26 protein-coding genes are annotated in these 22,305 nt (G+C 61.4%); 20 read left to right on the top strand and 6 right to left on the bottom strand.

Translation table 11 applies throughout. From position 1 onward, the window contains the following. Nucleotides 1-173 precede the first annotated feature (173 nt). The 5 genes from LXM96_RS02570 to LXM96_RS02550 all read left to right on the top strand — a co-directional run bounded on the left by LXM96_RS02570 (nucleotide 174) and on the right by LXM96_RS02550 (nucleotide 4,688). Nucleotides 174-1,448 (top strand): hemolysin family protein, encoded by a 1,275-nt coding sequence (locus LXM96_RS02570; protein ID WP_239997189.1) that lies wholly within the window; start codon nucleotides 174-176, stop codon nucleotides 1,446-1,448. Beyond that, complete coding sequence (locus LXM96_RS02565; protein WP_239996782.1) at nucleotides 1,448-2,038, top strand: 5-formyltetrahydrofolate cyclo-ligase; 591 nt, start codon at nucleotides 1,448-1,450, stop codon at nucleotides 2,036-2,038. The genes LXM96_RS02570 and LXM96_RS02565 overlap by 1 nt, the downstream gene beginning before the upstream one ends. A gap of 2 nt (nucleotides 2,039-2,040) precedes the next feature. Then, on the top strand, nucleotides 2,041-2,865 hold the full coding sequence (locus LXM96_RS02560) for a TIGR00282 family metallophosphoesterase (protein WP_239996781.1): 825 nt from the start codon (nucleotides 2,041-2,043) through the stop codon (nucleotides 2,863-2,865). A gap of 106 nt (nucleotides 2,866-2,971) precedes the next feature. Then, nucleotides 2,972-3,826, top strand: coding sequence for an MBL fold metallo-hydrolase (locus tag LXM96_RS02555; protein WP_239996780.1), 855 nt, complete (start codon nucleotides 2,972-2,974; stop codon nucleotides 3,824-3,826). A 115-nt stretch (nucleotides 3,827-3,941) separates the two neighbouring features. Continuing rightward, the gene (locus LXM96_RS02550; protein WP_239996779.1) at nucleotides 3,942-4,688 is read left to right on the top strand and encodes a YebC/PmpR family DNA-binding transcriptional regulator; all 747 of its coding nucleotides are present in this window, start codon (nucleotides 3,942-3,944) and stop codon (nucleotides 4,686-4,688) included. Nucleotides 4,689-4,706: 18 nt separating this feature from the next. Here the strand turns inward: LXM96_RS02550 and LXM96_RS02545 are convergent, their stop codons facing one another. Both LXM96_RS02545 and LXM96_RS02540 read right to left on the bottom strand, forming a co-directional pair. Next, the gene (locus tag LXM96_RS02545) at nucleotides 4,707-5,705 is read right to left on the bottom strand and encodes an LLM class flavin-dependent oxidoreductase (RefSeq protein ID WP_239996778.1); all 999 of its coding nucleotides are present in this window, start codon (nucleotides 5,703-5,705) and stop codon (nucleotides 4,707-4,709) included. Between the two features lie 101 nt (nucleotides 5,706-5,806). Beyond that, on the bottom strand, nucleotides 5,807-6,823 hold the full coding sequence (locus LXM96_RS02540; protein WP_239996777.1) for a methyl-accepting chemotaxis domain-containing protein: 1,017 nt from the start codon (nucleotides 6,821-6,823) through the stop codon (nucleotides 5,807-5,809). 198 nt (nucleotides 6,824-7,021) lie between these two features. Between LXM96_RS02540 and ruvC the strand changes: the two genes are divergently transcribed. The 7 genes from ruvC (at nucleotide 7,022) to LXM96_RS02505 (ending at nucleotide 11,168) form a co-directional block, all read left to right on the top strand. Further along, nucleotides 7,022-7,534, top strand: a complete 513-nt coding sequence (ruvC, locus tag LXM96_RS02535; RefSeq protein WP_239996776.1) for a crossover junction endodeoxyribonuclease RuvC — start codon at nucleotides 7,022-7,024, stop codon at nucleotides 7,532-7,534. A gap of 55 nt (nucleotides 7,535-7,589) precedes the next feature. Then, nucleotides 7,590-7,841 carry an AbrB/MazE/SpoVT family DNA-binding domain-containing protein gene (locus LXM96_RS02530; protein ID WP_239996775.1) on the top strand — a complete coding sequence of 84 codons (252 nt, stop codon included), beginning with the start codon at nucleotides 7,590-7,592 and terminating at the stop codon, nucleotides 7,839-7,841. A 1-nt stretch (nucleotide 7,842) separates the two neighbouring features. Then, entirely contained in the window at nucleotides 7,843-8,256 is a 414-nt protein-coding gene (locus LXM96_RS02525; RefSeq protein WP_239996774.1) for a type II toxin-antitoxin system VapC family toxin, read from the top strand. Between the two features lie 12 nt (nucleotides 8,257-8,268). Next, nucleotides 8,269-8,886 (top strand): Holliday junction branch migration protein RuvA, encoded by a 618-nt coding sequence (ruvA, locus tag LXM96_RS02520; RefSeq protein WP_239996773.1) that lies wholly within the window; start codon nucleotides 8,269-8,271, stop codon nucleotides 8,884-8,886. A 71-nt stretch (nucleotides 8,887-8,957) separates the two neighbouring features. Beyond that, complete coding sequence (gene ruvB, locus LXM96_RS02515; RefSeq protein WP_239996772.1) at nucleotides 8,958-10,001, top strand: Holliday junction branch migration DNA helicase RuvB; 1,044 nt, start codon at nucleotides 8,958-8,960, stop codon at nucleotides 9,999-10,001. Next, nucleotides 9,998-10,903 carry a metallophosphoesterase gene (locus LXM96_RS02510; protein WP_239996771.1) on the top strand — a complete coding sequence of 302 codons (906 nt, stop codon included), beginning with the start codon at nucleotides 9,998-10,000 and terminating at the stop codon, nucleotides 10,901-10,903. The genes ruvB and LXM96_RS02510 overlap by 4 nt, the downstream gene beginning before the upstream one ends. 40 nt (nucleotides 10,904-10,943) lie before the next feature. Next, the gene (locus LXM96_RS02505; protein WP_239996770.1) at nucleotides 10,944-11,168 is read left to right on the top strand and encodes a hypervirulence associated TUDOR domain-containing protein; all 225 of its coding nucleotides are present in this window, start codon (nucleotides 10,944-10,946) and stop codon (nucleotides 11,166-11,168) included. A 16-nt stretch (nucleotides 11,169-11,184) separates the two neighbouring features. Here LXM96_RS02505 and LXM96_RS02500 read toward each other — a convergent pair whose 3' ends face one another. The 3 genes from LXM96_RS02500 to LXM96_RS02490 are packed head-to-tail and all read right to left on the bottom strand — an operon-like array spanning nucleotide 11,185 to nucleotide 14,155. Next, entirely contained in the window at nucleotides 11,185-12,078 is an 894-nt protein-coding gene (locus LXM96_RS02500; protein ID WP_239996769.1) for an NAD-dependent epimerase/dehydratase family protein, read from the bottom strand. Further along, nucleotides 12,075-12,935 (bottom strand): glycosyltransferase, encoded by an 861-nt coding sequence (locus LXM96_RS02495; RefSeq protein WP_239996768.1) that lies wholly within the window; start codon nucleotides 12,933-12,935, stop codon nucleotides 12,075-12,077. Before LXM96_RS02495 ends, LXM96_RS02500 begins: the two co-directional genes overlap by 4 nt. Further along, a complete protein-coding gene (locus LXM96_RS02490; protein ID WP_239997188.1) occupies nucleotides 12,935-14,155 on the bottom strand; it encodes an NAD-dependent epimerase/dehydratase family protein in 1,221 nt (406 codons plus the stop codon). The genes LXM96_RS02495 and LXM96_RS02490 overlap by 1 nt, the downstream gene beginning before the upstream one ends. A 119-nt stretch (nucleotides 14,156-14,274) precedes the next feature. On the opposite strand from LXM96_RS02490, the gene ybgC reads away from it, so the two are divergent. Further along, nucleotides 14,275-14,733 carry a tol-pal system-associated acyl-CoA thioesterase gene (gene ybgC, locus LXM96_RS02485; RefSeq protein ID WP_239996767.1) on the top strand — a complete coding sequence of 153 codons (459 nt, stop codon included), beginning with the start codon at nucleotides 14,275-14,277 and terminating at the stop codon, nucleotides 14,731-14,733. Here ybgC and LXM96_RS02480 read toward each other — a convergent pair. Next, a complete protein-coding gene (locus LXM96_RS02480) occupies nucleotides 14,715-15,149 on the bottom strand; it encodes a hypothetical protein (protein ID WP_239996766.1) in 435 nt (144 codons plus the stop codon). The genes ybgC and LXM96_RS02480 overlap by 19 nt on opposite strands. Nucleotides 15,150-15,395: 246 nt before the next feature. Between LXM96_RS02480 and tolQ the strand changes: the two genes are divergently transcribed. The 7 genes from tolQ (at nucleotide 15,396) to tilS (ending at nucleotide 22,260) form a co-directional block, all read left to right on the top strand. Next, nucleotides 15,396-16,115, top strand: coding sequence for a protein TolQ (tolQ, locus tag LXM96_RS02475; protein ID WP_239996765.1), 720 nt, complete (start codon nucleotides 15,396-15,398; stop codon nucleotides 16,113-16,115). A gap of 30 nt (nucleotides 16,116-16,145) precedes the next feature. Then, on the top strand, nucleotides 16,146-16,601 hold the full coding sequence (gene tolR / locus LXM96_RS02470) for a protein TolR (RefSeq protein ID WP_239996764.1): 456 nt from the start codon (nucleotides 16,146-16,148) through the stop codon (nucleotides 16,599-16,601). 10 nt (nucleotides 16,602-16,611) lie between these two features. Beyond that, entirely contained in the window at nucleotides 16,612-17,733 is a 1,122-nt protein-coding gene (locus LXM96_RS02465; RefSeq protein WP_239996763.1) for a hypothetical protein, read from the top strand. Nucleotides 17,734-17,752: 19 nt separating this feature from the next. Next, complete coding sequence (tolB, locus tag LXM96_RS02460) at nucleotides 17,753-19,057, top strand: Tol-Pal system beta propeller repeat protein TolB (RefSeq protein ID WP_239996762.1); 1,305 nt, start codon at nucleotides 17,753-17,755, stop codon at nucleotides 19,055-19,057. A 185-nt stretch (nucleotides 19,058-19,242) separates the two neighbouring features. Continuing rightward, nucleotides 19,243-19,779: a peptidoglycan-associated lipoprotein Pal gene (pal, locus tag LXM96_RS02455; RefSeq protein WP_239996761.1), complete on the top strand. Its 537-nt coding sequence runs from the start codon at nucleotides 19,243-19,245 to the stop codon at nucleotides 19,777-19,779. Between the two features lie 175 nt (nucleotides 19,780-19,954). Then, nucleotides 19,955-20,929 (top strand): tol-pal system protein YbgF, encoded by a 975-nt coding sequence (gene ybgF / locus LXM96_RS02450; RefSeq protein WP_239996760.1) that lies wholly within the window; start codon nucleotides 19,955-19,957, stop codon nucleotides 20,927-20,929. Between the two features lie 11 nt (nucleotides 20,930-20,940). Next, on the top strand, nucleotides 20,941-22,260 hold the full coding sequence (gene tilS, locus LXM96_RS02445) for a tRNA lysidine(34) synthetase TilS (protein WP_239996759.1): 1,320 nt from the start codon (nucleotides 20,941-20,943) through the stop codon (nucleotides 22,258-22,260). The last annotated feature ends 45 nt before the right edge of the window (nucleotides 22,261-22,305 follow it).

Raw genomic sequence — 22,305 nt, 5'->3', positions numbered from 1 at the left:
CATGACGAACCCTATTATCTTCGTTGCAGATGCTGGTTCTTGTGCAAGAGCCTGAAGGCAAGAAGCATCACCACTCAGGACGAGTCGTCATGTGACCTTTGATCAGTTCCGCGACGCGGAATTTCGTGCACATCTTTTGTCCCAACCGAGAGTTTTTCTTGTTCACCGAAATCCTGATCGTCGTGGCGCTCACCGTCCTGAACGGGCTGCTTGCCATGTCGGAACTCGCCGTCGTGTCTGCCCGTCCGGTCAGGCTCAAAATCCTGGCGGAGCAGGGAAGCCGGGGGTCACGCCAGGCGCTCAAGCTCGCTGATGATCCCGGCCGTTTCCTGTCATCGGTCCAGATCGGCATTACCTTGGTAGGCATCCTTTCAGGGGCTTTCTCCGGTGCAACCCTGGGTGCCCGCTTTTCCGGTTGGCTGGAGCTGCAAGGACTTCCAGACAACTGGTCCGACGCACTTGGCGTCGGCACGGTGGTGGTTGCCATTACCTATCTTTCGCTCATCGTGGGCGAACTGGTGCCAAAGCAGATTGCTCTGCGGGCCCCGGAGGCGGTTGCCGCCCGCGTAGCGCCGGCCATGACATGGGTTGCTCGTGTCGGCGCTCCGCTCGTCTGGCTTCTGGATGTATCAGGCCGGCTGGTGCTCAAGGTTCTCGGCCAGAGTGGCGAGACGGGCGAACGGGTCACCGACGAGGAAATTCGGACGGTTCTTGCTGAGGCGCACAATGCCGGTGTGATCGAGACCGAAGAGTCTGCCATGATCTCCGGCGTCATGCGCCTCGCCGACCGCACGGCGCGTGGGCTGATGACGCCACGGCGAGACGTTGAGGTGGTCGATATCGAGGACGAGCTCGTCGAGATCAGGGAGCAACTTCGCATCACCCAGCGCTCGCGCCTTCCCGTTCGCAACGGCAGCTCGGACGAGATCCTCGGCGTGCTCTTCGTCAAGGATGCTTTCGAGCTCATCGCGTCGGGCAAGGGTCCGGGGGTTCGCGACCTGATGCGCGAGGCGCCCGTGGTCTCCGATCTGACCGGAGCCCTCGACGTCATCCAGGCGTTGCGACGCACGACCGCGCACATGGTGCTGGTCTACGACGAATACGGTCACTTCGAAGGGATCATAACCTCTGGCGATGTGCTGGAAGCGATTACCGGCGTGTTCCAGGAAGATGAGACCGACGAACCGGCCATTGTCGCGCGCGACGACGGGTCATTCCTGGTGGCCGGCTGGATGCCGATTGACGAGTTCACCCATGAGATGGGCCTGAGGATCGACGAGGATCCCGACTATGAAACGGTAGCGGGTTTCGTGTTGGACGAGATCAAGAGGCTGCCGGAGCTGGGCGAGAGGTTTGAGCGACAGGGCTGGCTCTTCGAGGTCGTCGACCTCGACGGGCGACGCATCGACAAACTGCTCGTGCGCCGGGTAGAGGAGACGCCGGTCTGATGGGGGAAGCTGCTACGCTAAAGGCAGAGCTCCGTGCAGGGAGACTCACGGCCCGTGACACCATCTCCGTGACGGAGAGGATCGAGAAGAGCCTGCAACTTGCACATCATGGCGCCGCGGCGATCGAAGCCGTTTCCGGCAGAACGGTGTCCGGCTTTCTGCCGATCCGTTCCGAGGTCGATCTGCGGCCGCTTCTTGCTGGGCTGCGCAGCCGGGGCGCACGGATCTGCGTGCCTGTAATCCTGGACAAGGAGCGGATCGTGTTTCGGGAGCTGGTTCCGGGCGCGCCGCTTGTGGATTGCGGCTTTGGGACTTCAGCGCCAGGGCCGGAGGCTCAGGTGCTCGATCCGGACATCATGCTGATACCGCTTGCCGCATTTGACAGGAACGGCCACCGGATCGGCTATGGCGGCGGCTACTATGACCGCGCCATCGCCCGTCTTCACCAGCGAGGTCTCAGCCCGAATCTGATCGGGATTGCCTTCGATTGCCAGGAAGTGGCATCAGTGCCCGCAGAGCCCCATGACGTCCAGCTGCAAGCCGTGCTGACTGAAAGCGGGCTGCGAATATTCAAGAAGCAGATTGGATAGGAATGCGACTTCTTTTTCTTGGCGACATGGTGGGCAAGACGGGCCGCACGGCCGTATGGGAACGGCTGCCGGGCCTCGTGTCGGACCTCAAGCTCGACTTCGTCATCGTCAACGGTGAGAACGCGGCCGGCGGCTTCGGGATCACGGAGGACATCTTCCTGGAAACGATCAACGCCGGCGCCGATGTGGTGACCACAGGCAATCATGTCTGGGACCAGAAGGACGCCGTCGTCTTCGCCGGCCGGCATGACCAGTTCCTGCGGCCGGCCAATTATCCTGCCGGGACACCTGGGCGCGGCTCCAGCATTTATTACGCCCGCAACGGCGCCCGCGTCCTTGTCGCCAACGTGATGGGCAGGGTGTTCATGCACCCGGAGCTCGACGACCCGTTCAAGACCGCCGAGGCGATCCTTGCCGCCTGTCCTTTGAAGGAACAGGCGGATGCGATCGTGTTCGACTTCCATGCGGAAGCGACCAGTGAGAAGCAGTGCTTTGGCCACTTTGTTGATGGCCGCGCCAGTCTTGTCGTCGGCACCCACACCCACGTTCCAACCGCCGACTGCCAGATCCTCAACGGCGGCACCGGCTATATGTCCGACGCCGGCATGTGCGGCGATTATGATTCCTCGCTCGGCATGGACAAGGAAGAGCCCCTGAACCGGTTCATTTCCAAGATGCCGAAGGGGCGGTTCGAGTCTGCGACTGGACCCGCCACGATCTGCGGGTTGGGGGTCGAGATTTCCGACTCGACGGGGCTTGCGGAGAAGATCGCGCCGCTGCGTATCGGTCCGCGTCTGCAAGAGACTGTGCCCGCATTCTGGTCGTGAGCCCGACGCGGCGAATGACAGAATTGTGAGACGGGTGAGGCAGGAAGCTGCTGGACCGTCTCCTTGCCTTGTCGCATCCTGAGGCCACCACCGGTCAGGGAGTGGCATGATGCTGCGGACTGTCGTCTTCTTTCTCTTCTGCCTTTCCGTTTCAGTCGTACAGGTGCGGGCGCAGGACGCGCCAATGGCCGTCAGCCAGTGCCAGGCCATTGCGCAGTCGCTGCCGCAAACGCGCTTTGCCCAATACGCGCCCGAGAGCTTCTTGCCGGTTATCCTGGCCCAGAGCGACGCGACGGAAGGACTGTCTGCGCGCGAGGAGGTCAGGATCACCTTTGTCGGGCACTCGACCTACTTTATCGAAACGCCTGGCGGGGTCGGCATCGCGACCGACTACAGCGGAGTGTACAGGCCCTCGCGCCTTCCCGATGTCGTAACGATGAACAAGGCGCATTCAACCCACTTTGAGCTGAACCCGGACGCGGGGATTGGGCAGGTCCTGCAGGGATGGAGTGATGTACCGGGCGAAAAGATCCAGCACAACGTCGTCGTCGGCGACGCCTATATCCGAAATGTGGCGACGGATATCCGCTCCTGGGGCGGTGGTCTTGAAGAAAATGGCAACTCCATCTTCATCTTCGAAATCGCCGGGCTTTGCATCGGCCATCTGGGGCACCTGCACCACGAACTGACTGAGAGCCATTATACGGAAATCGGCCGGCTCGACATCCTGATGGTGCCGGTGGATGGGGGGCTGACGCTCGGAGCCGACAGCATGAGCCGCGTGGTCGATCGGCTCCGGTCATCCATGATCCTGCCGATGCACAGGCCGGGAGGGCTAGACCGGTTCATCGGCATGCTGAGCGGTAAATTCGACGTTGCCTACGCGCGCGAACCGACGATCGTGGTTTCGATGCGCAGCCTTCCGAAGCGGCCGACCATTCTCGTGCCGCAGGGGATGTGAAAGCTGCACCTTGCAATCGGCTTTTGAAAACGAAACAGCGCGCCCGGCTTGAACCGCCGCGGCTTCGAACCTATAACCGCCGCCATTCCACCAGATAGACGTGATTAGGGGTGCCATGGCTGGCCATTCACAGTTCAAAAACATCATGCACCGCAAGGGTCGCCAGGACGCGATCCGGTCGAAGATGTTCTCCAAGCTCGCACGCGAGATTACCGTTGCCGCGAAATCGGGGCTGCCTGACCCGACCGCGAACTCCGCGCTGCGGCTGGCGATCCAGAACGCCAAGGCGCAGTCCATGCCCAAGGACAATATCGACCGGGCGATCAAGAAGGCTTCGGGTGCCGATGCGGAGAACTATGATGCGGTGCGCTACGAAGGCTACGGCCCGGGCGGGGTCGCCGTGATCGTGGAAGCGTTGACGGATAACCGCAACCGTACTGCATCCTCTGTGCGTTCGACCTTTACCAAGGCAGGCGGCGCCTTGGGCGAAACAGGGTCCGTTTCCTTCTCCTTCGATCATCTTGGCGAGATCACCTACAAGCTTTCCGCAGGTGACGCCGACGCCGTCATGGAAGCGGCAATCGAAGCCGGTGCCGACGACGTCGTCACCGACGAAGAGGGTCACACCATCACCTGCGCCTTCGAAAGCCTTGGCGAAGTGACGAAGGCGCTGGAGGCGAGCCTCGGTGAAGCCGAGACTGTCAAGACCATCTGGAAGCCGCAAAACACCGTCCCGGTCGACGAGGAAAAGGCGCAGTCGCTGATGAAGCTCATCGACACGCTGGAAGACGATGACGACGTACAAACCGTCTATTCCAACTTTGAAGTCTCCGACGAAGTGATGGCCAAGCTCTCCGCGTAATCGGAGATGGAGAAGGCGCTAATGCGCCTTCTCCATGATCGGCAGGCCGGCGAACAATTCAACCGACCGCAGCCGAGCACCGATGTCGTGGATCGGCATCGAGACGATCAGTTCGTCCGCGCCCGTTTCCTGAAGAAACTGCGAGAGCTGTGCCTCGATTCTTGCGGGAGATCCGACGACTGCAAAGCGTAGCGTGTGCTCGACGCTCATCCGCTCCATGTCCGTCCAGAGACCGTCCATCGTCTCCACCGGGCGTGGGAACTGCGAACGGATGTTCTTGCGCAGGTTGACGAACTGCTGCTGCGATGACGTGAACAATCGTGCGGCTTCCTCGTCCGTATCGGCTGCGACGCCCATGACGCCGACCATCACGTAAGGCTTGTCCAGCGCGTCCGAGGGCTGGAAGCGCTCGCGGTAGATGGCGATCGCATCCATCAGCATGTCGGGGGCGAAATGCGATGCGAAGGCATAGGGCAGGCCGAGGGCTGCCGCGAGGTGGGCGCTGTAGATGCTGGAACCCAGGAGCCAAAGCGGGACGTTCGAGTTCGCCCCGGGCACTGCCAGGATCGCCTGGTCCTCCGTCGGTTCGCCCAGCAGCCGTTGCAGTTCGACGATATCGTGCGGGAAATTCTCAGCTCCCGCTTCAAGATTGCGGCGAAGAGCGCGGGCCGTTCGCATGTCGGTCCCCGGCGCACGGCCGAGGCCGAGATCGATGCGGCCGGGGAAGAGGGCAGCGAGCGTTCCGAACTGCTCTGCGATGACCAGTGGCGAATGATTGGGCAGCATGACGCCGCCGGAGCCGACGCGAATGCGCCGGGTGGCCGCTGCGACATGGCCGATGACGATAGAGGTTGCCGCACTTGCGATGCCTGGCATGCCGTGGTGTTCGGCAAGCCAGAGGCGCTGGTAACCGCAGTCCTCCGCCTTCATCGCCATGAGGCGGGATTGTTCCAGCGCATCGCTGACGGTTAGTCCCTCAGGGACGGGCGAAAGGTCAAGAATGGAAAAGGGTATCATTAATTAAGTCCTGGGAGGGGAGTGTCCCATCCATGTAGGTATTCCAGCCGCGGATGCGAGGCTGGAATACCCGAAGAACGGACGCTCCTCTTCATCCTCGCCTAGGACTTCACCAGTCGAAGATGCGACCGCGGGCTTGAACCTGGCGTCGGGTCAACTGGCGGCGTCATGACACGAACTGGCATGTATCGGCTCGCCTGACGGTCGATCTCCGCAATCGCGCGATCGATACTGCTGAGTCGCATCTCGGGAGAGGGCTGGGCGTCGTCCAGCGGCCGGTTCCCTCGAGCCAATTCTGCCAGACCGGCTCGAACGTCCTCTGTAGCAACGGCGTGCTGGCGCGCCTCCTGTCCGAGGGAGCTCAACTGGGTGTCCAACGCCTCCGTATAGAGATCCAGGGCGTCGAACTCCCGGACGGTTTGCCCACTTGCTGTCGCCGCGGCATTGGCGTGCTTTACCGCACTCTCGCTGGCCTCCGCCAAAGCCTCGATCGTGGAGCTGACCTTGCGTGTCAGCGCGTGCAGGTTCTTTGCCGCACCCAGAGCCTCTTCACCTTCGAGGCCCGTGTGAGCGGCATTGATGCCGCCGTTCAAGGCGAGGAGAGAGGCTTCCCGCAGCATTGCCCGAACCTCGTCCGTCAGGCTCTTGAGTTGCGCCAGCGATTGGCAGGCGCGCTCGCTCTGCTCTGCGGATTGCGCGGCTGTCTCTTTGGGGCGGCGCATGTCGACGCGAGCATTGTACAGAATGCTCTGGATGTGTTCGACATGAGCAGACTGACGGCGGGCAGTGTCGGCGGCGCTACTCGTTTCGGCAACCTTGCCGGCAAGTGCCGTCTGACGGCACACTTCTTCTTCGGTCTTCCGCTTCAGGCTTTGATGTAGCTCGTCTGCCTCCAGCCGAACCCCACGAGACCGTGCAATGATGGTATCCAAGCTGGCGCCGACAGATGCAAGCCCGCGATTGAAGTCCTTGCGCAGCCCGTCATAGCCGCGCGGCAAAGGGTGTTGGATCTGCTGCTGAACGTCGCCCATGGCCAGCCGGCGCAAGCTGCCGTCGAACGTATCCACAACGGTACGCAGTTCCAGCAGTTCAATCTCGAGCTTATCTCGATCCTGCATAACGGTCTCCTCATGATTCCGGATGCCATTTGTCTGGACGGGCAACGCACGGACTAAAAGGCCGTTGCGGCAGAACCTGCTGTTTTGCACGCTTGTTGGTGGACATGGTTAACAGCGGTTAACGCCGTCATGCTTCGCTGTTTCTCATTTGTTCACTTCGGCGTGGCACAGAGCAGTGGCAAGGGATAGGTTGGCGCAATGACTGACACGATTCGCATCATCGGTATCGACCCGGGTCTCCGCCGCACCGGCTGGGGCATCATTGAAACGCACGGTAACAGCCTTCGCTTCGTAGCTTCCGGAACGGTGACATCTAACGGAGATCTCGATCTTGCGTCACGTCTATGCCAGCTCCATGATGGCCTAGCCGAGGTGGTGCATTCCCACCAGCCAGACGAGGCGGCGGTGGAGCAGACTTTCGTGAACAAGGATGCCGTTGCTACGCTGAAGCTCGGGCAGGCGCGCGGCGTGGTTATGCTGGTGCCGGCGCGGGCTGGGCTGCAGGTTGCGGAGTATGCGCCGAACGCCGTGAAGAAGGCCGTCATCGGCGTCGGCCATGGCGACAAGAAGCAGATCCACATGATGCTGAAGATCCTGATGCCGAAGGCAACCTTTGTCGGCGACGACGCGGCAGATGCCTTGGCGATCGCCATTTGCCATGCGCATAATCGTGGCGGCGAACGGATGCGGAAGATGCTGGCGAGCGCGTAGTGTGTTCTTGACTTGTTCTTTTGGTAATAATATGTATTACCAAAAGGAGTTCGTCATGCGCGTTACGTCGAAGGGTCAGGTGACCATACCGCGGGATCTGCGGGAACTGGTGGGTATCGAGCCGAACTCGGAAGTCGTCTTCACGGTCGAGAACGGCAAGCTGACTGTCGCACCGAAGAACGATCCGTTACACGAGCAGGAAAAGCAGCGGCTAGAGGGATTCATGGAGACGCTGCGGCGCCTGGAAGGAACCGGTGATCCGTCGATCGATGCGGACGTCCTGATGGGCTTGACGCGAGACCGCTGAGATGGCCGTACTCGTGGATACCAACATTTTGGTCGATATCGCCGTGCGCGACCCCGTTTGGCTCGCGTGGTCACGTGGAGCGCTTGCAAAGCTCGCTGCGCGCGTGCCGCTGATAATTAACCCAATCATCTATGCCGAATTCTCCGTGCGCTACCGCGACATGAACGAGGTTGAGGCACTGCTGCCGGCGGAGGAATTCCGACGCGAAGGCCTTCCCTGGGCTGCCGCTTTTGCAGCCGGTGCGGCTTTCAGCATATACCGCCAGGCCGGCGGGGCGCGCGAGCGCGTGCTGCCCGACTTCCTGATCGGGGCACATGCTCTGATCCGCGGCTATTCCATCATCACGCGTGATCCGAAAGGCTATCGTCGTTACTTCCCAGACGTTCCTCTCATCACTCCCAAAACCCACCCCTGACGGACGCAATTCATGATCGGCAAGCTCAAGGGCATCATAGACGAGATCGGCGACGACTACGTGCTCGTCGATGTGCACGGCGTCTGCTACGAGGCCTTCTGTTCTACGCGGACGCTGTCGCGCATGGGGTCGGCAGGGGAGGCGGTGGTGCTCTTCATCGAAACCTATGTGCGGGAGGACCAACTGAAGCTCTTCGGCTTCCTTTCCGCCCTCGAACGCGAGTGGTTCAACTTGTTGCAGAGCGTTCAGGGTGTCGGCGCCAAGGTGGCGCTCGCCGTGCTCTCGACGCTGACGCCGTCGGAACTGGCCAATGCCATTGCGCTGCAGGACAAGACAGCTGTGTCTCGGGCGCCGGGCGTTGGCCCCAAAGTGGCGATTCGCATTGTCACGGAACTGAAGAACAAGGCACCCGCCTTCGCCGGTGAGGCGTCCAGCGGCATAGGGTTCAAGCAGGAACTGGGGGAGGGCGTGGCCGCGGCGCCGGTGTCCGATGCCGTTTCGGCGCTGACCAACCTCGGCTATTCGCGTGACCAGGCCGCAAGTGCTGTCGCGGCTGCCATGAAGACGGCGGGAGAAGGAGCCGACAGCGCCAAGCTGATCCGCTTTGGCCTGAAGGAACTGGCACGCTAACGATGGCAACGGTGTCAAACCGGCCGCCCTTCGTGTATTGAACGACAACGGTTTTGAATGGACATGCCCCAATGAGTGATGCCGCCCGCCTGATATCGCCGGACAAGCGGGGTGAAGACCTCGATGTCACGCTGCGCCCGCAGACGCTGGACGAGTTCACCGGGCAGGCGGAAGCGCGCGCTAACCTGAAGGTGTTCATCGAGGCGGCCAGAAACCGCGGCGAGGCGCTGGACCATGTGCTCTTCGTTGGCCCGCCGGGGCTCGGCAAGACGACCCTGGCGCAGATCATGGCGAAGGAACTCGGTGTCAACTTTCGCTCGACCTCCGGCCCGGTGATCGCCAAGGCGGGCGATCTTGCGGCGCTCCTGACCAACCTGGAAGAGCGCGATGTTCTCTTTATCGACGAGATCCACCGCCTCAGCCCGGCCGTCGAGGAAATCCTCTATCCGGCGATGGAGGATTTCCAGCTCGACCTGATCATCGGCGAGGGACCGGCGGCGCGGTCGGTGAAGATCGACCTGTCAAAATTTACGCTGGTGGCGGCGACGACGCGGCTCGGGCTTTTGACGACGCCGCTGCGCGACCGCTTCGGCATTCCGGTGCGACTGTCGTTCTATACCGTGGAGGAACTCGAATCTATCGTGCGCCGTGGCGCACGGCTTATGGGGCTTGGAATGACGGACGATGGCGCCCGCGAGATTGCACGGCGCGCCCGCGGCACGCCGCGCATCGCCGGTCGGCTGTTGCGCCGTGTGCGCGACTTTGCAGAAGTGGCGCGGGCGGAGGCCGTGACCCGCGAGATTGCCGATGAAGCGCTGACAAGGCTCCTCGTTGACAACATGGGCCTCGACCAACTCGACATGCGTTACCTGACAATGATCGGCGTGAACTTCGGCGGCGGACCGGTGGGGATCGAGACGATCGCCGCTGGGCTCTCGGAGCCGCGTGATGCCATTGAGGACATCATCGAACCCTACATGATCCAGCAGGGCTTCATCCAGCGGACGCCGAGGGGGAGGGTGCTGACGGCAACGGCATGGAAGCATCTCGGGCTGCAGCCGCCGAAGGATCTGGAGGCTGCACAATTCAGACTGACGCTCGAGGACGACCATTGATCACGCGCCGGGGTTTGCTGAAGTTGGCCGGCTTTGGCTTTGCCTGCCTGGCAGCGGCGGTTGCGTATCCCGTCAGCGAGGTCTTGGCCCGCCCGCGTATCACGCCCTACCGGCTGACGCCCAACGGATGGCCAAAGGGGTTTCATCTGCGGGCCTGTCTGGTGGCCGATATCCATGCCTGCGAGCCCTGGATGAACCGCAGTCGGATCGAAGGGATCTGCGCTCAGGTCCGGGATCTGAAGCCCGATATCATTCTGCTGCTTGGGGACTATCTTTCGGGGATGACGCTGGCCACCGACCGTCTTGAACCGTCCGAATGGGCTCCGGTGCTCGGAACGCTGGCAGCACCTCTGGGCGTGCATGCCATTCTCGGTAACCATGATTACTGGGAAGACGCCACGTTTCAGCAGGACCCGACGCAGATGCCGATGGTGGTGCGGGCGCTGGAGGCGGCGGGCATTGCCGTCTACGTCAACCGTGCAGTGCGGATCGAGAAGGAAGGCCGACACTTCTGGCTGGCAGGCTTGGGAGATCAGTTGGCACTGCTGCGGGACGAAAGGGAGGGACGCTCCCGCATGCGCGGCGTCGACGACCTTGAGGCGACCCTCCGCGATGTGCAGGATGATGCACCGGTGATCCTGCTCGCGCATGAACCCGACATCTTCCATAATGCCGACGAGAGGGTGGCACTCACCTTGAGTGGCCACACTCATGGTGGGCAGATCAACCTTTTCGGCTGGCGCCCGTTTTCCGCCTCACCTGGATCCGCGCTCTATCCGGCCGGCGTTTATCAGGTTGATTCACGCCATCTCGTCGTCTCCCGTGGCCTCGGATGCTCGGCAATTCCGATGCGCATCGGTAACCGACCGGAACTTGTTGTTCTGGAGTTGGGGAACGAGTGATCGGCCTGAGCGGTTCTGCCATCTGCACAAGGAGAACGAGATGGCTAAAATCAAGGTCGGCGACGACGTCGAGTGGAAATGGGGCGCGAACAAGGCTGAGGGGACCGCGAAAGAGCGGTTCACGAGCGATGTCGAGCGCACTATCAAAGGCACGAAGGTGAAGCGCAAGGCGGACAAGGACGAGCCGGCTTTTCTGATCAAGCAGGAGGACGGCGACCGGGTGCTGAAGAGCCAGTCGGAGTTGAAGATGACGAGCGGCAAGTAACGAGGCGGCTCCAGCGCTAAGCGGCCGCGTGTGCTTTTACCAACGCTTCCAAGGTCTGGTTCAGCAGCGGCTTTCCGCCTGGGTGCCATCCGAGAGCTGCCAGTTTCTGCGTCGGCATCACTCTCACGGCGTGCGGATCCGATCGAGCGGGGAGCGGATGGTTCGATGCGGCGGCTGCCTGCAGCGACGCAAGGATATCAGCACGATCGACCAGAATGTCCGACATGTTGAACACCGCTCCGCCGACGTCGCTGGCTTTAGCCTCCAGGATCAACTGCACGCCGAAGGCTACGTCGCGCCCATGCACCTCGGAGGCCACGCGTGACGCAATGGGTTTTCCAGCAAGGTAGTCGGTGAAAAGCCCATCCCACTTGTTCGGACGAAGGTCACCATAGACGCCTGTCAGGCGTAGGCTTGCGGTTACGAAATCCGTCTCACCGAGATGTTTCACCGCCTGCTCGGACTCAAGCTTGACCCGACCGTAGAGCGATGTCGGGGCGGGAGCGGCAGTCTCATCGAGGGTTTTTCCTTCCGGAAGGCCGTCATAGACTGCCCTGCTGGACAAGAATACAGCACGATGCACGCCAGCAGATTTCGCATCCTCCAACAGCCTTATGGTGCCGTCGACGTTCAGCAGGCGGAAGCGGGCAGGATCGTCACCCTCGCCATCGCGATAGCGGCCCGGCAGATGATCGAAGGCAGCATGGACGTACCCCTCCACTCCACGAAATACGGCTCGCTGGTTACGGCCCGGATCGAGCGTCAGTGGCCGGAATTCGATCGGACGCACGAACCAATCGGGCGAGGGCGGGGTGCGCCCGCCCACGCTGACGTCGTACCCCGCCGTCAAAAGACCATTGACGATGTAGCGACCGACCAACCCCGTGCCGCCGGAGACCAGGACCCTCACGGCGTGTTACCGGGGTTAGCCAAAGTGTAAAAATCAGGCGCTCGCCCCTGATAGACATCGTGCCACAGGTTGATCAGCGGCTTGAGCGCTTCAGCCTTCGGGTGGTCCTCTTCCCAGGGCTTCTCGTACTGGTAGTGCACCACCGAGATGCTGTTCCAGTCCCAAAGGTCGGGCATGCTGAACCAAACATACTGCAGCATGTTCATGAAAACTGGCAGGCCGTGCCAGTCGGGGAAAAATGTCTGCAGGAAGGTCTGGTCGGTGCGGGGCCAGAAGGCCTCCGGCTCATCCAGCCGTTCCAGCATCCGTTCGAAGGTTGCCTTCGACGGTTTGGCAACGAAGACTCCGGAGTTCAGTCGGTGAAAATCGGCGAGGCTCTCGTAGACGTTCGGGGCGGCAGAGAACTCCGGGTAGTCGAACAGCTTGTCCACGTTTCTGAGCACGATCGCATCGGCATCAATGAAAATGCAGGTGCGGTAATCGGTCAGTTGCCAGAGCCGCAGCTTGCAGAAATTGTCGAGCGGCGTGTGGAAGTCCGGTTTGCGTCCCTTGGTGAAAGGAGCCGCACCGTGCACATTCCTGCGGGCGTGCCGTTCGTTGAACGCATCCGACAGAGGCAGGTGATCGACCTCCACGAGCCGGCAGCCGCCACTGGCGAGGCCTTCGAGATCCTCAGCATCCACGGCGCCGGTATGAAGCACGACGACGTCGGCCGTCGTGCCTGTGTGTCGCAGCGAATTGGCAAGCGCCGTTGCTCCCTTCGCATAGTCGGCATTGGTGACAAGCGTGACAAAGGCTCGATCGCTGCCGGCGGGGGAGGCGAGGCGAATGTCATTGTGGCCGCGACCGACCGCCATCAGGACACCGATTTTAGCCGCTTGCCTTCAGGATCGTGTTCCACCTTGGCGGCGATGTCCCTGGTCCAGGCGGAGACGGCTGGAACGCGTGAGCGATCCACGCGATAGGCGAACTTCTTCGCCACGTCGACGATCTCCTCCAGCAGACCTTCCCCGAGTGTCGTCGGCTCCAGTCCGAGACTGAGGAACTTCTCGTTCTTGACCACCAGGTCGTTCTCCGGCGCCTCCTTGCGCGGGTTCGGCAGCCAGGCGATCTCGGCGCCGGTCATCTTCGAGATCATCTCGGCCAGATCGCGCACGCGGTGCGTTTCCGTCATCTGGTTGAAGATCTCGACGCGTCCGCCGCGCTGCGGCGGGTTGTTGAGCGCAATCTCGATGCAGCGGACCGAATCTTGGATGTGAATAAAGGCGCGGGTCTGGCCGCCGGTGCCGTGGACGGTCAGCGGATACCCGATCGCGGCCTGGATCAGGAAACGGTTCAGAACCGTGCCGTAGTCGCCGTCGTAGTCGAAGCGGTTGACGAGCTGAGGATGCCGGCGCGTCTGCTCCGTGTTGGTGCCCCAGACAATGCCCTGATGCAGGTCGGTAATGCGGAGGCCGTCATTCTTGGCGTAGAAGGCAAAGAGCTGCTGATCCAGGCACTTGGTCATGTGGTAGATGGAGCCGGGATTGCTGGGGTATAGAATTTCCTGGCTCACCGTGCGACCGTCCATGGTCTCGATCCCGACGGGAAGATAACCCTCCGGGATGGCGGCGCCGACCGTGGAGTAGCCGTACACGCCCATGGTGCCGAGATGCACGAGATGGGCGTCTAGATCGAGCTCCACCATCGCGTTCAGCAGGTTGTGCGTCGCGTTGACGTTGTTGTTGACCGTGTAGTTCTTGTGGCGGTCGCTCTTCATGGAATAGGGCGCGGCCCGCTGCTCCGCGAAGTGGATGATCGCATCCGGACGATTCTTTGCGAGCCATCCCTTCAGAAGCTCGTAATCCCTCGCCAGATCGATCAGGTGGAAGTGGATCCGACGCCCCGTTTCCGCATGCCAGACGCGAGTTCGCTCCTGGATCGAATCCATGGGCGTCAGCGATTGAACGCCCAGTTCCGTGTCGATCCAACGGCGGGACAGGTTGTCGAGAATGTGGGTCTCATGGCCCGCCTCGGACAGATAGAGCGAGGTGGGCCAGCCAACGAACCCATCGCCGCCAAGAACTGCAATCTTCATCATTGAACTCCGCTGGTTTCGATCCCGGTTGTGAGATAGGGCCGATTTGTGACAGGAACACTATACCCGTGATGGCGCTACTGCCATCTTCAATCAGGACGGTCCACTAAGGCATCACGATGACAGACGAGAAACTTCTTCTTTCCGGAGAACTGACTGAAGCCGGTCATCGGCTCGTCCAGCGCGTCTACTACGAGGACACCGACTTCTCCGGACTTATCTACCACGCCCGCTACCTGCACTTCCTGGAACGCGGACGCACGGACTACCTCCGCTGCCTCGGCTGCCAGCAGAGCGATCTGCTAACGAGTGATGAGGAAGGCCTCGTCTTCGTCGTACACAGGATGGAAATCGATTTCAAACTTCCGGCGAAGATGGACGATGTTCTGACGATCCTGACGGCCACCGAAAAGGCCGGTGGGGCCAAGATGGTGCTCAATCAGGAGATCCGGCGGGGGCAAACCTTGCTGATCGCGGCCAGGGTGGTGATTGCCGTCATTAACCGGCAAGGCCGGCCGCGGCGGTTGCCCGAGGCGATCGCGCAGAAGTTCCTCGGCGTTCAAGCGCCGCCGCAGTAGTGGGCGGAGTCGGGCAGGTCCCAGCTTTCGCCAGTTCGCATGTTCAAAACACGATACTCACGGCCCCGCACGTCTCCGGTAGGGCATTCGCCCGGAATGAAGCTGAGACACATCTTCACCTCATCACCTGGTCTTGATGCGAGAATTGTCTCCACCCGCTCGTACGACACTTGGCGGCCCCCGTTGCCGAATTCCACGACGGTGCCGGACCTAAAGGTCGGATCATCCCCTGGGTGGTTTCCCAGCCGCGGATGAATGTCCGTGATTGTCGTGATGACGCACTCGCCCTGAACCTGGGGGAGGTCGGATACGGTCTGGGCAAGTGAAGGAGCCTGGGCGAGGCGGGCCAGCGGCGACGCGACAATCAAAGACCGGGCAAGCTTCATGATGCCGTTCACTTTAAGCAACTGTTCCATCCATGCATCCGAAGGAGAAGTTGTCCGCGATAACACATCCTTAACCATAATGAGGTCTTACTGAAGTCCAAGGAATTTGTGCAATGCACGCCTTCCTTTGACCAAATTTGAAAGCGAGAAGCCAAGGCTGAAAGCTCAGGGCACCTTGGGGTAGAAGAGCGCATTCAGCGGCCATACAGATCTCGCGAGAGCGCTTTTGAACCCGCCCGGTCCTGTGCCGGGCGTTTGGATTCGGGGATTAGGTAGATGGAAGAAGTAGGTTTGGCTGCCGCGGCCCATGACGTCAGTCTCTGGGCGCTGTTCATGCAGGCAGGTCTGGTCGTCAAGCTGGTCATGATCGGCTTGCTCGGCGCATCGATCTGGACCTGGGCAATCGTCATCGACAAGTATGTCAGCTTCGGCAAGGCCAAACGTCAGTTCGATCAGTTCGAGCAGGTCTTCTGGTCCGGCCAGTCGCTCGAAGAGCTTTATCGGACGCTTGCGGAGCGGCAGAACGGAGGCCTTGCGGCAATCTTCGTCGCCGCCATGCGTGAATGGAAAAAGAGCTTCGAGCGGGGGGCGCGTTCTCCGATCGGGTTGCAGATGCGGATCGACCGGGCGATGGACGTCACCATGGCGCGGGAAAGCGAAGCCTACGAAGCCCGTCTGGGTTCGCTGGCAACAATCGGCTCTGCCGGCCCCTTCATCGGCCTCTTCGGTACGGTCGTCGGTATCATGACCTCGTTCCAGGCGATCGCGGGATCAAAATCAACCAACTTGGCCGTCGTAGCGCCGGGTATCGCGGAAGCCTTGCTTGCAACCGCCATTGGCCTCGTCGCCGCCATCCCGGCAGTCATGGCTTACAACAAGTTCATGGGCGATGCTGCAAAGCTCTCCGCGCGCATGGAAGGTTTTGCCGACGAGTTTTCAGCCATCCTGTCAAGGCAGATCGACGAGAAGCTGCAGCCGCGCCAGGCAGCCCAGTAACGGCGCGGTCGGGTCAAGGAGCAATCATCCATGGGTATGTCTGCCGGAGGAGCCAAGTCATCAGGCGGCGGTCGTCGCAGTCGTCGCAGTCGTCGCGGCGGCGCCATCAGCGAGATCAATGTCACGCCGCTTGTGGACGTCATGCTGGTGCTTCTGATCATCTTCATGGTGGCTGCGCCGATGATGACCGTCGGCGTGCCGATCGACCTGCCTGAGACGCAGGCGAAGGCTATGAACTCGGATACCCAGCCGATCACCGTTTCCGTCAATCCGGCCGGGGAGATCTACCTGCAGGAGACGGCCATAGGTCTCGATGAGGTGGTGCCGAAGCTCGAGGCGATTGCCACCACCGGCTATAGCGAACGCATCTACGTGCGCGGCGATACCGCTGCAGCCTACGGCGTTGTCATGCAGGTCATGGCACGGATTTCATCTGCCGGGTTCAAGAACATCGGTCTTGTGACCCTGCAGGAACAGGAGCAGTGATCAGGTCGCGATGAAGGTAAGTCTGGGGACATCGCTGGTTCTCCACACCATGGTGCTCGGATTCGCGCTCGTGTCTCTCGGCACGCCTGCGTCCTTCGACGTGGCCGATGTGGAGGCGCTGCCGGTCGACATCATCCCGGTCGAGTCGATCACCCAGATCCAGCAGGGGGATAAGAAGGCGCCGCTTGCGGAGAAGGCGGCACCCGTGCCGACCAGCAAGCCCAACATGGTTGAGAATGCGGAAAATGCAGGCGACAACGACGTGGACCTGAAGGCCCCTCCGACACCTGCCAAGAAGCCGGTCGAAACGGAAGTCGCCGCGGCGCCGGAGAAGTCGGAAAAGCCGCTGCCGAACCCCACGACCGAAACGAACCAAATCAAGGATATCGTGCCGGAGGAAACGGCGCCGAAGCCTACCGAGGTCGCGGCCCTTCCGGAGCCCACGCCGCCGATTACGCCCGCGCCGACGCCGGAACCCACGCAGGAGCCGGTGCCGGAAGAGGCGGTTGCCGAAGAGATCCCGCTGCCGGATTCTGTTCCCGTGCCCGCCGCACGTCCGAAACCGGAGCCGCCGAAGGAGCAGGCAAAGCCCGTCGAGAAACCGGCTGAGAAGAAGCCGGAAACTCCTAAGGCGGCGGAGAAGCCAACGGACAAGAAGGTCGCCGACAAGAAGCAGGAGACTGCCAAGTCGGCCTCATCAAAGGAAAGCGATTTCAACGCCGATGAGATTGCAGCCTTGCTGAACAAGCAAGAGGCCGCCGGCGGTGGCGCCAAACGCTCAACGGAGACGGCGGCGCTAGGTGGCAAGAAGACCACCAGCGGCTCGACGCTTAGCCAGAGCGAGATGGACGCCCTGCGCGGCCAGATCCAGAACAACTGGTCGATCATCGCCGGGATTGAAGGTGCCGAGGGCGTCATCATCACCGTCCGGATGAGTCTCGATGAAAGCGGCCAGATCATTGGTCGCCCAGAAGTGTCAGCAAGCGGCGGCTCGGACACGGCCCGGCGGACGCTCGAAGGCAGTGCGCTCCGCGCTGTCATGCGCTCGGCGCCGTTCAAGAACCTTCCTGTCGAGAAATACGATGCCTGGAGCGAGGTTGTCGTGAACTTCGACCCCAGCGAAATGCTGTAAAAGCTGAAAGGCTGAAACTATGATGAAACGTTCTTTCATCCGCCTGATGATCGCGTTTGCGGGGATGGCGATGTCCTTCGTCCCGGCTTACGCGCTGGTGGAAATCAACATCAACAAGGGCAATGTCGAGCCGCTGCCGATCGCCATTACCGATTTTCAGTCCGGCAACGAGCTTGGTGCCCAGATCAGCCAGGTGATTGCCGCGGACCTGCAGCGATCCGGGCTGTTTGCGCCCGTCAACAAGGCCGCCTTTATCGAGAAGATCTCCAACCCCGACCAGCAGCCGCGGTTCGAGGACTGGAAGGTCATCAATGCGCAGGCCCTCGTCACCGGTCGCGTTACCCGTGAGGGCGATGGCCGCCTGCGTGCCGAGTTCCGGCTGTGGGATACGTTCGCCGGCCAGCAGATGACGGGACAGCAGTTCTTCACCCAGCCGGAAAACTGGCGTCGCGTCGCACACATCATCGCAGATGCGATCTACGAGCGCATCACGGGCGAGAAGGGCTACTTCGATACGCGCGTCGTCTTCGTCTCCGAAAGCGGACCCAAGACCGCACGTCAGCGCCAACTTGCTATCATGGACCAGGATGGATTCAACGTCCGCCAGTTGACCAATGGCAATGACATCGTGCTGACACCGCGCTTCTCGCCGAACCGGCAGGAGGTCACCTACATGTCCTTCGAGGGCGACCAGCCCCGCGTCTACCTGCTGCAACTGGAGACGGGACAGCGGGAGGTCGTGGGCAACTTCCCAGGAATGACCTTCGCTCCACGCTTCTCTCCGGACGGGCAAAAGGTGATCATGAGCCTTCAGCAGGAAGGTAATTCCAACATCTATACAATGGATCTGCGTTCGCGCACCACGACGCGGCTGACCAACACGGCAGCGATTGATACCTCGCCGTCCTATTCGCCAGACGGCACGCGCATCGTCTTCGAAAGCGATCGGGGTGGGCGTCAGCAACTCTACGTCATGGGCGCCGACGGCTCCGGCCAGACGCGTATTTCCTTCGGCGACGGGTCCTATTCAACACCAGTCTGGTCGCCGCGAGGGGATCTCATCGCATTCACCAAGCAGTCAGGCGGAAAATTCTCCATTGGGGTCATGAAGCCGGATGGATCGGGCGAGCGCATCCTTACGACGGGCTTCCACAATGAAGGACCCACATGGGCTCCCAATGGCCGCGTGCTGATGTTCTTCCGGCAGAATGCGGGCGCTGGCGGACCGCAGCTCTACTCGATCGACCTGACGGGCTACAATGAGCAGCAGATCAAGACGCCGGCTTATGCATCGGACCCGGCCTGGTCTCCACTTCTCGAATGATGGCAAGAGGTGGCGGAGAGCTCGGGCGTCGCCTTCTGCTCGCCTCTTTGCCGCCCCATTCTCCTGAAAAGGAGCGACGAAAGGGACATCGAATCAGTTTGTTAACCATCTGCCTTCTAATGGCGTTAACCGCCCTCGGTTAGAGTCTGGCAACTCTGTTACGTTGATCTAAGGAGAGACCGGCCATGAGCCGCACCGATACTTCGGCGATGAGCCGCATGCAGACCCTCGCTCGCAATCCTGCGGTGATTGCTTTGACCTTGGCCCTTGCTCTTGCGGGTTGCGCCAATAAGAAAAACCTGCCCAACAATGCCGGGGAGCTCGGTCTTGGGGGTGGTGCAGGCGCCGCGACGCCGGGTTCACAGCAGGACTTCACCGTGAATGTCGGCGACCGGATCTTCTTCGATACCGATTCCACGTCCATTCGTGCCGATGCTCAGCAGACGCTGGATCGCCAGGCTCAGTGGCTTGGACGCTACCCGAATTACGCGATCACGATCGAAGGCCATGCCGACGAGCGCGGCACGCGTGAATATAACCTTGCCCTTGGTGCACGTCGCGCAGCCGCGACCAAGGAATATCTTGCGGCGCGGGGCGTTCCAGCCAACCGCATGCGCACGATTTCGTACGGCAAGGAAAAGCCAGTCGCGGTGTGTGACGACATTTCCTGCTGGTCGCAGAACCGCCGCGCTGTGACGGTTCTCGGCGGCGCGGGGATGTAACTTCGCGATCATCCAAGGCAGTTGTGAAGGCGGTCCATCGGGCCGCCTTTTTCTTTCTCCATAGTTTGGCCGAAGTTCGGTTGATTTTAGCCGCAGGGCTTAGTTGCTTTTTCGCGTGGATTGGCAAAATCTGCAGTCGCGCCAAATCGGCGCAGATCAACGCAGGACAGAAAACATGAAGAAACTTGTCTTGGCAGCAATGCTGGGGCTGATGGTGGCGAGCAGCCCTGCCGGGGCGTTTTCCTTGTCGGAGCTTTTGGAGCGCAGTAGTCAAACCGCGCAGGCCCCCACTACGTCGCAAGCACCTGTTGTGTTGGCACAAGTGGGCGATCCGGTTCGCCTCCAGCAGTTGGAGGAAGAAATCCGTCAGCTGAACGGACGCATCGAGGAAATGAGCTTCCAGCTTCTGCAGATGCAAGAGCAGATGCGAAAGACGCAGGAAGACAACGAGTTCCGTTTCCAGGAGCTTGAAAAGAGCGAGAACGGAGCGGCCGGGAAACCGGCCGCGACCGCTTCGAGGTCGCAGCAGGCTGCGCCGGCGGCACCTTCGGATGACGTGGCGGGGCTAATCGAGACAGCACCGTCAGCCGTGCCCCCGGCTGCCAGCGCCACACCTGGTGCGCCGGCAACGACACTGGGGTCGATCGAGTTCGACCAGAACGGTAACCCGCGGAACGTGAGCCGCAATCAAAACCTGAACAATTCCTCCGGCTTGCCGGGTGTCGATACTGGTTCCGGGGCAGATCCACAGCAGACGGCGTCCTTGGGGAACGAGAACGATACGTACCAGGTTGCCTACAACCACGTATTGTCGGGCGACTATGCGTTGGCCGAAGAAGGCTTTACGCAGTACCTGACCGAATTTCCTGAAGGTGGGCGTGCCGCGGATGCCAGCTTCTGGCTTGGCGAAGCTCAATATTCGCAGGGCAAGTACAACGAGGCCGCCAAGACCTTTCTCAACGCGCATCAGGCTTATAATACTTCCGCCAAAGCGCCGGAAATGTTGCTGAAGCTCGGGATGTCGCTGGCGGCGCTCGATAATTCCGAAACCGCTTGCGCCACGCTCAAGGAAGTGCCGAAGCGCTACCCGAACGCACCGCGCCCCGTTCTTGCAAAGGGTGCATCGGAGCAAAAGCGGCTCAACTGCTGATCGGATCTCCGTTGATCGCCTGCACGCGGCCATTCCTGTCCATCAACGAGGCGATAGATAATTTTCTGCAACAGGCGCCGCGACCCTTGCGATTGCTTGTCGCCGTCTCGGGCGGCAGTGACTCGCTCGGACTTCTGCATGCCCTCGCCGAGCATGCTTCCGACAAGGTAACCCTCGTCGCCGCGACCGTAGACCATCGGCTTCGGTCGGAAGCCGCGGAAGAGGCCGCTTTCGTCGCGGCGCTCTGCCAGAGACTGCACATCCCTCATAGGACGATGGTATGGCAGGGTGAAAAACCGTCGACCGGCATTTCTGCTGCCGCACGAGAGGCGCGCTACGGGCTGCTCTGCCAAGCCGCCGACGAGGCTGACGCCGACTTCATTGTTACCGGGCACACTGTCGATGATCAGTGGGAAACGGTGGCAATGCGTGCTGCCCGCGGCGCAGGCTCCGATCGGCCCGGGCTGGCCGGCATGGCGGATCTCGTCCTGCTGTATCGGCGGTTCTGGCTGGTTCGTCCCTTGCTTCAGACGCGGCGCGCGACGATCAGAGATTTCCTCCGTTCAAGAGGGCAGGACTGGATAGATGATCCTTCCAACGCGGACACGCACTATGAGCGCGCAAGGATGCGGATGACGCCCGTCTCTCCCGCGGCAGAGCCCCCGGCGCAGATCGGTTTGGCCGGCGAGCGGCGGCGATCGCTGTCGGAGGCGGCGGCAACGCTGCTTGCGGAGCATGCGGTTGTGCAGCATGCGGCGCTGATGCGGCTTCCGCTATCGGCATTGCGTGGCGATATGTCGGTTCTGCGCTATGCGCTGTCCGTCTGTGCTGCAGTCCTGGGCGGTCGTGCTCAGGGCCCGGGAACAAGCAGCATGGAGCGGGTCTTGAAGGCGATCGGGGAGGGTGCCCGGGGGCGGATCACAGCGGGGCGCGTGATCTTCGACTTCCGTCGCGACGCCCTTTACCTTTGCAGGGAAACGCGCGACCTCCCAGACGTGACGGTGCCGCCACAGACGGCACTCGGCTGGGATGGCCGTTTCGTCATTACCAACAGGGGGCCCGGCACCGTCACCGTGGGTTCCGCCAGCGTGAATCGTGAGCGGGCACAGGAGTTGTTCCCCCGGGCACCGGCATCCGTGGCAATGCGGGCGGCTCGGGCGCTGCCTGAGGCGAGGGGGGCAGATCACACCATCATGATCGCACCCATCCTTTCCCCGTTTGACCGGTTTCTACCCTGTTTTGACCTGCGGCTTGCAAGCACGCTGGGGCAATTGTTCGGATGCGAGCGGTTCCCGACGCCGACGTGGGTCGGTTTGGAATGGAAAAGGTAACCAGTCCCTCCTGTTCGCCTTGGCAAGCAGTCGCCGCAACCCTAT

Origin of the sequence: Rhizobium halophilum (assembly GCF_021648825.1) — a bacterium.
GTDB classification, from domain to species: Bacteria; Pseudomonadota; Alphaproteobacteria; order Rhizobiales; family Rhizobiaceae; genus Neorhizobium; species Neorhizobium halophilum.
This window is presented reverse-complemented; position numbering and strand designations above follow the sequence as displayed.